Source organism: Acetivibrio ethanolgignens, from assembly GCF_001461035.1.
In the GTDB taxonomy this organism is placed as follows: Bacteria; Bacillota; Clostridia; order Lachnospirales; family Lachnospiraceae; genus Velocimicrobium; species Velocimicrobium ethanolgignens.
Map to the genome: position 1 here is coordinate 1 of NZ_LNAM01000224.1, position 8,752 is coordinate 8,752.

Sequence of the window (8,752 nt, forward strand, 5' to 3'; positions counted from 1 at the left end):
ATCTAATTTTTATCAGAAAGATTCAAGATCCAAAGACACAAGATTTTTTACGCCCTCTTACAGCTTTAACAATACGCTTCTGATTGCGATGCAGAAGCCGGAAGCCACTCTTGTTGCTGGATACTTATCCGATTAATCGGATAAGAATCCATATCCTTGCTCCATAGTTATCCTCCTTAGCCTTTGTTTCTTTTGTAAATCTGGGCATTACCGCATGGTTTGCCCGGATAACTTTTTGTTACGATATAATCCTATGCATGGTCTTTATTAAGATCAAATTCATTACATAGGAGGTTCAAAATGAACGAAAAAAACACTTACTGGTACCAGCTAAAGGATGGATTCATAGATTTTTTACGGGAAAAAGGCTATGGCAAATCATCCTTCACGCATTACAGGGGGCAGATTGATTTCCTGATCCGTTATGCTAACGCACTAGGCTATGCGGAATACACCCCCGAAATTGGGCAGGAATTTCTGGAATCCGAAGCAAGGCTGAGGGAATGGAATCCAAAAACATTCAGCTTTAAATCTACTGTAATCCGCCGTCTTGATGAATACACAAACGGCCGGAATTATACTTTTGCCCGGCTTAGGGTTTTATACCAATGCCCTGAGTGCTTCGAGCGTGAACTGGAGACTTTCCTCAAAACTCTTCGTGACGAAGGTTATAAAGAAATCACAGTACGCCAATACCGTTCACAGCTTGTAAAAATGCTCCGCTGCTTTTCGGAAAGTGGTGTCACTTCGTGGGAAAGAATTAATGCAGCCTGTGTACAGCAGGCTTTTGAAAAATCAACGAACCGGGCAATATTCGCCGCATATGCAAGAAAGTTTTTTTCATATCTTGTGGAGCAGGGAACTGTAGCCGCCAATTATTCGGGTATTCTCCCCAGGGTACGTTATCCGCAGAGGGCACCTTCTGTTTATACCTATGAAGAAGTAGAAAAGCTCCTGTCATGTGTGGATCGCAGCACCCCGATGGGAAAACGGGATTATGCAATCCTCCTGCTGGCTGTCCGGCTAGGCATGAGGGCTTCCGATATCCGGCTCCTCTGTTTTTCGGATATTGATTTCAAAAACAGGAAGATTTCCTATGTCCAATTCAAAACAGATGTCCCGCAGACCCTTTCACTGCTTCCGGAGATTGAGGATGCATTACGGGACTATATCGAAAATGGCCGTCCGAAGACGGATGAGCCATATATTTTTCTTACTTACAGGAAAACGCAGCTGTCACGGTCAGTAGTCTCGCTGGTAGCTGACAAATATTTCAAGCTGGCTGGAATTGATCCGGGAGACCGGCACCACGGTTCCCACTCACTGCGCATGACTTTTGCAAGTGAGCTGGTTGCTGAGAATGTTCCTTTTGAAGCCGTGAGCAGACTTTTGGGACATGAAGATAATGCGGCGATATCCCATTATGTGGCACTGTCAACGGAGAGGCTGCGCTCCTGCGCACTTCCGGTGCCGGAAGCAGGCGGAAAATTTGCAGATTACCTTAAGGAGGAATGAATTTATGGCTTATATATTTCAAAGCAGCTTTGCATCCGAATTCAAAAGTTTCCTGAACATGGTCAGGGATGCCGGACAGCAGACACGGGGATATGAAGTGACTTTCAAATCCCTTGACATTTTTCTCTCTGAAAATTCAGGTCGGGAGAAAGCACTGACGGAGGAGGCAATCGGCAGTTGGCTGGATTCCATGACCTGCAAGCCCCAGTCAAAGAACCGGCAGATAACCCATGTTCGGGTCTTTTCCAGGTACCTGAAGGCATTGGAGATTCCGGCTTTTGAGCCTGAGTACATGAGGGAGCATTCTGATTTTATCCCCTATACCTTTACGGATGAGGAATTCCATGCAGTCATCAACGCAGCAGACGGTTTTCTAGGGAACCGCCGTGAAAGCACGAGATCATCCAGGGTATTTCCCATGCTGATTCGTGTCCTTTACGGGTGTGGTCTGCGGCTTGGTGAAGCCCTTGCGCTACGCTGGGAAAATGTGGATCTCGGGGCAGGGATCTTGCATATCAGGAGAGCAAAAAACAATAAGGAGCGTGATGTCCCAATGGATCCATCTCTGACAGAACTGCTGAAACTTTATAAAAAACGGCAGTTCTCTGAAAATCCGGATTCCAGTTATCTTTTTGAAAGCGACCGCACTCCCGGCACTCCATATCTGAGCTGGACATTCAGAAACTGGTTTTTGTCAGTCATTGAACAGGCAGGGATAAGCAATGAGCGGCTGGAGAAGTATGGGCGCGGAATATCCCCGCATACTCTGCGGCATTACTTTACATATAAATCCTTCCTGCAGTCAGAGGATGCAGGAAGGACGCTAGAGCAGTTTGTCCCATACCTTTCCGCATATCTGGGGCATAAATCCCTTTTTGAAACGGAGAGATACCTTGCGACAGATTACACTTTATATAAGGATTCACAGCAACGTATGGAACAGGCGATCAACCATATTTTCCCGGAGGTGGATTTCGAATGAAAAAAGGATCAATACTGCCATTATTAGAAAAATTCTTCACAACTTACCTCCCGGATTCCAAAGGCGTCAGCAGCAACACCCTGAAAGCGTATCAGTATGCATTCCGGCTTCTGTTTGCGTATTTTTCAGAAGAAAAAGGCATCCAGCCGGATAAGGTGACTTTTGACCTACTCGGTAGCGGGGCGGTCGATGGATTCCTGGCGTATCTGGAAGAACAAAGGCACTGCACAGTAAAAACCAGGAACCTGAGGAGGGCTGCACTCATGGCATTTGCTAAATATGCGGCGGACAAAGATTTTACGGCATCTATGCCATTCTATACGGCAATGGTAAAGACCCCTAAAAAGAAAGAGCCTAAAAATGCCTCCATCAAATATTTTACAAAAGAGGAAGTGTCCATCCTGCTTTCTTCACCAAATACCAATACATTGACCGGGCAGAGGGACATAACCCTGCTAAGTGTGCTTTATGCAACAGGTGCCAGGGCGCAGGAACTTTGTGACATTATGGTAAAAGATATCTTTTTCTCTGCCCCGGTCAAAGTAAAGCTTACAGGGAAGGGGAACAAATCAAGGATAGTCACTATCCCCCAAAACTGCGCCGCTTTATTAAAAGGTTATATGAAAAGCCGTGGATTTTGTTCAAATGACCCAAGCATACAAAACAGGCATCTTTTTTCAAGCCGTACGAACGAGCATATGTCCATATCATGTGTGGAAGGAATTGTAAAAAAATATCTGGCTGTCTGCAGGCGGGAACATCCGGACAAGTTTCTCGAAAAAGGATATTCTCCCCACTCATTCAGGCACTCGATAGCAGTTCATATGCTTGAGGCCGGGGACTCATTGGTTACGATAAAAGCCTTTCTTGGACATGCAAGCATCGTAACGACAACCGTTTACGCACAGGTGACACCCGAGCTTGCAAATAAATATCTAGATGAACGTGGAAAGCCTATCGCTGAGAAAAATATAGAGGATGTACCCAAGCCAATAGCGCAAGCATTGCCATTTTTATACCGTTAAAAATCATTTGGGAAATTCCAGAAGGATTTTCGATATCGTCTTTTATATGATCTTTTTTGCAGAAGACCGACATTTTTATTGCTTTAGTAAAGCTTGAACTGTATAATCATGAAAAAGAAAGAAGGTGATTTTTTGTCTCAGCTCGATACATACAGAAATACTTTGTTAAAAAAGCAGGAAGACATATCAAAACTAAATCAGGATATGGCAAAAGAACAGGCCAAAATAGCACCTCTACAAAAGAAAATCATATCAGCCAAGGGTGCTATCAGCCGAACGAAAAGTCAGTCCACCATAAAATCCAAACTCAACGAGATTGAACGAGCAGAAAAATCAATCTCTGATATTCAGAAAAAGTGCGGCGATATCCAGAAAAAAATCGCCCAGAAAGAAAAGGAACGGTCTACTGCGGAGAAAAACTATAGGAACGAGGAAGCCAAGGTAAGCAAAAAGAACATGGAGGCAGAGAAAAAACGCCAGCAGGATGCAATTCGCCAAGCAGCTGCATTCGAACGTTCATTAAAAGAATACGGAAGCGTTCAATCGAATATGCAGTTGGAAATCGAGCGGTTAAAAGCGATACCTGAAAAAATCACAGTTTTATTTCTCGCTGCAAACCCAAAAGATACGCCTCAACTTTCTCTTGACGAAGAGGCACGTTCTATTCAGCAAAAAATCCGCCTATCCGAATATCGTGAATCGGTTCATTTCGAAAGTCGATGGGCTACCCGTGCATCAGATATATTGCAGGCAATTAATGAAACGAACCCCACGATCGTTCATTTTAGTGGTCATGGTGCCCAGTCAGGGGAACTTGCTTTATTAAATCCCGATGGAAGTACAAAGACCGTTACAAAAGAAGCAATTACAATGGCCATGTCAACTGCGTCTGATACAATACGTTTGGTTGTTTTTAACGCCTGCTTTTCGGAAACACAGGCAAAAAGTGTTGTGGAACATATTGAAGCTGCAATAGGTATGTCAGATTCTATCAGAGATGATACTGCTTGCACGTTTGCTGCCCAGTTGTATTCATCCATAGGGTTTGGGCATTCTCTGCAAACTTCATTTAATCAAGCTATAGCTGAATTACTATTGGAAGACATTCCTGGTGAAAATATTCCTCAGCTTTATGCCCGTGATGATGTTGACCCAAATGATTTAATTCTTGTTCGTCCAGATGTTTAATCTTAAAATCCGCCGCCTAAAGTTAGGTGGCGGATTTTATTACCCAGCATAACATATTCATGATATAAAAAGTTATCCGAGAAATCTTTAGCTGTTTTCTCGGATTTTTATATTTTAGCAAACGCAAAGGAGGATAACTATGAACAAAGCATATGGATACAAGGCTTGGCAGAAGAATTTTGAGCGTCATGTAAATAAAGGGGAAAAGGCAATCCGTATCCTTGCACCTGCACCCTATAAAATTAAAGAGGAACGGGATAAGATTGATCCGGTTACACAAGAGTTGTTGCTTGATAAGGACGGAAATCCGCAGAAAGAGGAAGTCGAGATAACAATTCCGGCATTCCGGGCAGTATCCGTTTTTGATGTGGCGCAGACAGACGGAAAGCCGATACCGGAACTTGCGGCAAAGGAGCTTCTTTCAGATGTGGAAGGGTATCAGGATATGATTCGTGCAGTAGAAGCCATTTCACCAGTACCGATTGAACTGGAGGAGATTGCAGGAGATTCCAAAGGCTATTATGACAGGGAAGCAAAGCGGATTGCGGTACAGGAAAACATGAGCGAGAGTCAGACATTAAAGACCATGATCCATGAAGTGGCACATTCCAAGATGCACAGCAAGGAAGTGGAGCAGGACGAGCAGATGAAAAAAGACCGCAACACCAAAGAGGTGGAAGCGGAGAGTGTGGCATACACCGTTTGCCAGCATTTTGGTATAGATACCTCTGATTATTCTTTTGGGTATATTGCAGGTTGGAGCAGCGGAAGGGATACCAAAGAACTTAGATCTTCCATGGATACGATACGGAGGACAGCTTCGGAGTTGATTACCGGGATAGAGGAACAATTACAGGAATTACAAAGGAACAGGGAAGTATCACAGGAACAGACAAAGGAAAGTATTCTCCTCATACAGAATACTGACCTTTCAGAGTTCAGTCTGCTTGATGTTTATGGTATGGACAGACTGGAACTGATGCAGGCACTATCAGAAATGACGGATGACGACAAGCTGAGCATACAGGCGTATTTGGAAAGCAAGGGTGCATGGACAACGGAAATCGGCAATCAGGATTCCAGAGAGTACGGAGAGTATCATCTGGATGTGCGTTATAACACGGATACGGATGAGCTGATTGATATGAAGGAGAGGAAGGCGGTCTATGATAAGGCAATGGAACCAATCAATGTCGATGATGTGGTTGTTAAGTTCGCTTCCATTTTTGAAAGCGAATGGGAGGTTTTGAAAATCACAAATATGTTGAGGGATGATGTCGGAAAAATGCTTAAAGATATGGCTTCTCTTGATGAAAAAGAATGGGATGGCAATTACCTTTCATATATGGAAAAACAGGGAACGGAAATCACGTTACTTGCGTCCAGTAGTAAGGAATTAAATGGAAATATGCCGGACTTTTGGGATTATGAATACGATTTTGATGCAGGTCTGACGGATGCAGAGGAATTGTCTGTCATGCAACAGGCAGAGCATATCATTAACCGGTTGGAGCATGGACAGCCTGCCTTTTCCGATGATGAAAGAAATCTGATTGTAAATTATGCTTATAAGCTGAGTAATGTGGAGAAAACAAGGGAGCTTGCAGAACATATCTATGCACAGGAAGTGGATGGAAATCAGGATGTTGCGTTAGCAATGGTTGATGCACAGGCAGAAATCGACGCACTGCCGGATAGCATGGTCGGAATATCTGAAATGCAGGAGTATGGCTATACGTGGAATGAAATGCTTCCGCTGACACAGGAAAGGGCATTGGAATTATTTGACCATGATCTGCCAGTGTATCTTCTGCATACAGACGGTTCAGAGACTACCGTATCCGACAGAAAACAGATTATAGAGCATGATGGAATGTGTGGCATTGAAAAAGGAAACTGGCAGAATGAACGGAAACTTCTCATGATGCAGGAAGAACTTACAGAGAATGATTCCAACAGGGAAGCACAGCTTTTATATGGAAATACCGATAAATACGGTATTTACCAGTTAAAGGATAATCCCGAACTGGACAAGTTCCGTTTTGAGGGAACGGAAAGCCTGAAGCGTATGGGAATAACCAAAGACAATTTTGATGCGGTATTGCCGGAAAATTATAAACTGGTGCATTTGGGCGAATTGTCAGAATTGCAGGGACAGACGCAATCGGAAACACTGGAAGCAATCTATACAAAGTTCAATATTGACCATCCGGCAGACTACAAGGCACATTCCCTGTCGGTCAGCGATATTGTGGTACTGCACGAAAATGGAGAAAACAGCGCACATTTTGTGGATTCTTTTGGATTTACAGAGCTGCCGAAGTTCATGCTGACACTGGAGGGAAAGGAGAATGAGATAGAGACGGAGCTTGCGGTTCATATCGCAGACCGTTATATCCTGATGCATGAATGCGAGGAGGGATATGATTATTCCATTCTGGATGAACAGTACCATTTGCTGGATGGCGGTGTCTACGATAACCCGGATATTACCATTCGAAGGGCAATGGATATGGTGATCGCAGATTTGAAAGAACAGAGATTTTCAGTTGTGACCGAGCAATATTATCGTGACGAGTATTTGCAGGGCGAAGTATATGCTGGTTCAGAGGTTGAAATTGTAGATTATGAGGAACTTTCAGAGAAAGCGGAGGAAGTGGAACAGGCAGATTTGGCAGCACGGCAGGCTGAAATTATCGAAAATAATCCAGATGTGGTTGCAGATTTCCGGGCAAAGACAGAAGAATTGTTTCATAGTCTGGACGGACAGAGTGCGGACGATATAGAAAAAACGGTATATGCCTATGTACAGTCGCAGAATGACGAGTACGGTCTGGATGCAGAGATTGTGGATGTAGTGGTAGCCGGAAGCCGCTGCAGGGGCATGGAACAGGAGAATTCGGACTTGGATGTGGTGGTGGAATACACCGGATCGACCAGGGAGGATAATTTGTTCAATATGCTCCATGAGGACAGTATTTACATTGCGGGGATTAAGGTGGATATTAACCCGATCACAGAGGGACGAACCGGAACACTGGAGACTTATCTGCCAGAAGTGGAAACCTATCTGCAGGAGAAGGCACAGCAGGAAAAGGTCAATACACAGCTTGTAAGACAAGGGCGGGAACAGGAACCGACAGAGCAGACGGAACTGGCAAATGAACCTGTTATTGAGCCGGAGACCGTCAATGTGACATTTACAGTGGCAGAATGTGGCGAATTTCACAATATGGGAGAATATCATGAGGGGATAGAAACGATTGAGGAAGCTATTCAGATTTATCAAGCCATTGATCCGTCCCGGATGAACGGTATCCCTTCGATTGGTGTGAATATGCACATCGAGGGAACAGAAGAATGGGAAGATGAGCAGGCGGACATTTTGAGTGGAAAGTGTATTGATGTTGATTTCCTGAATTACACACTGGAGCTTCGGGACACTCCGAAAGTGCAGGATGCACTAAAGAAATTGATTGCAGCTTTCCCGGAGAAAGAGGTCAATGACCGGGAAACAAAAGAGCAGAAAATACAGGCACTTGCGGCAGAACTTGATCAGCTATCTTATGAGATTGATACATATGGATATAGAGATTCGGTATCAGACAGAGAATCACAGATACAAATGATTGCTGATGATATAAGAACTGGAAATGTGAAACCGCTTAGTATTTTCTTGCAGGCATCTATTGACGAGGGGCTAGACGAGGACAGTGAAAGGCAGGCAAAGGAACTGCTTACAAAGCTGGCAGAATATAAGCCACTTGCCAAAATCGAGGAGATTGAGGAACAGAATTACAACATGATTGATGACAGGCTCAACAATGGCGTGGAGAAATTCAATCGTGAGGAAGAAAAGAAAGAAATGCAGGAAAAGCCACAGGCACGTTCTTCCTTAAAAGAGCGACTGGCAGCCAAGCAGAAAGAAGCAACACAGGGAAACAATAAGGATACGAAGGAACTGGAAAAATCAAAAAATTCACATAGCATTCTGGTGATATGTCAAGAACTTTTTGAAAAAGATTTTGATATGTTTTTCAGA

5 protein-coding genes are annotated in these 8,752 nt (G+C 43.9%); all 5 read left to right on the forward strand.

The window, feature by feature from the left end; genetic code table 11:
- Positions 1–300: 300 nt before the first annotated feature.
- A complete protein-coding gene (locus ASU35_RS18090; protein WP_058354360.1) occupies positions 301–1,515 on the forward strand; it encodes a tyrosine-type recombinase/integrase in 1,215 nt (404 codons plus the stop codon).
- Positions 1,516–1,519: 4 nt separating this feature from the next.
- Positions 1,520–2,497: a tyrosine-type recombinase/integrase gene (locus ASU35_RS18095; protein WP_058354361.1), complete on the forward strand. Its 978-nt coding sequence runs from the start codon at positions 1,520–1,522 to the stop codon at positions 2,495–2,497.
- Positions 2,494–3,522 carry a tyrosine-type recombinase/integrase gene (locus tag ASU35_RS18100; protein ID WP_058354362.1) on the forward strand — a complete coding sequence of 343 codons (1,029 nt, stop codon included), beginning with the start codon at positions 2,494–2,496 and terminating at the stop codon, positions 3,520–3,522. The genes ASU35_RS18095 and ASU35_RS18100 overlap by 4 nt, the downstream gene beginning before the upstream one ends.
- Positions 3,523–3,630: 108 nt before the next feature.
- Complete coding sequence (locus tag ASU35_RS18105; protein WP_242861323.1) at positions 3,631–4,710, forward strand: CHAT domain-containing protein; 1,080 nt, start codon at positions 3,631–3,633, stop codon at positions 4,708–4,710.
- A 139-nt stretch (positions 4,711–4,849) separates the two neighbouring features.
- Positions 4,850–8,752: YodL domain-containing protein (locus tag ASU35_RS18110; protein WP_242861324.1), on the forward strand; the 3,903-nt coding region annotated here is incomplete at its 3' end.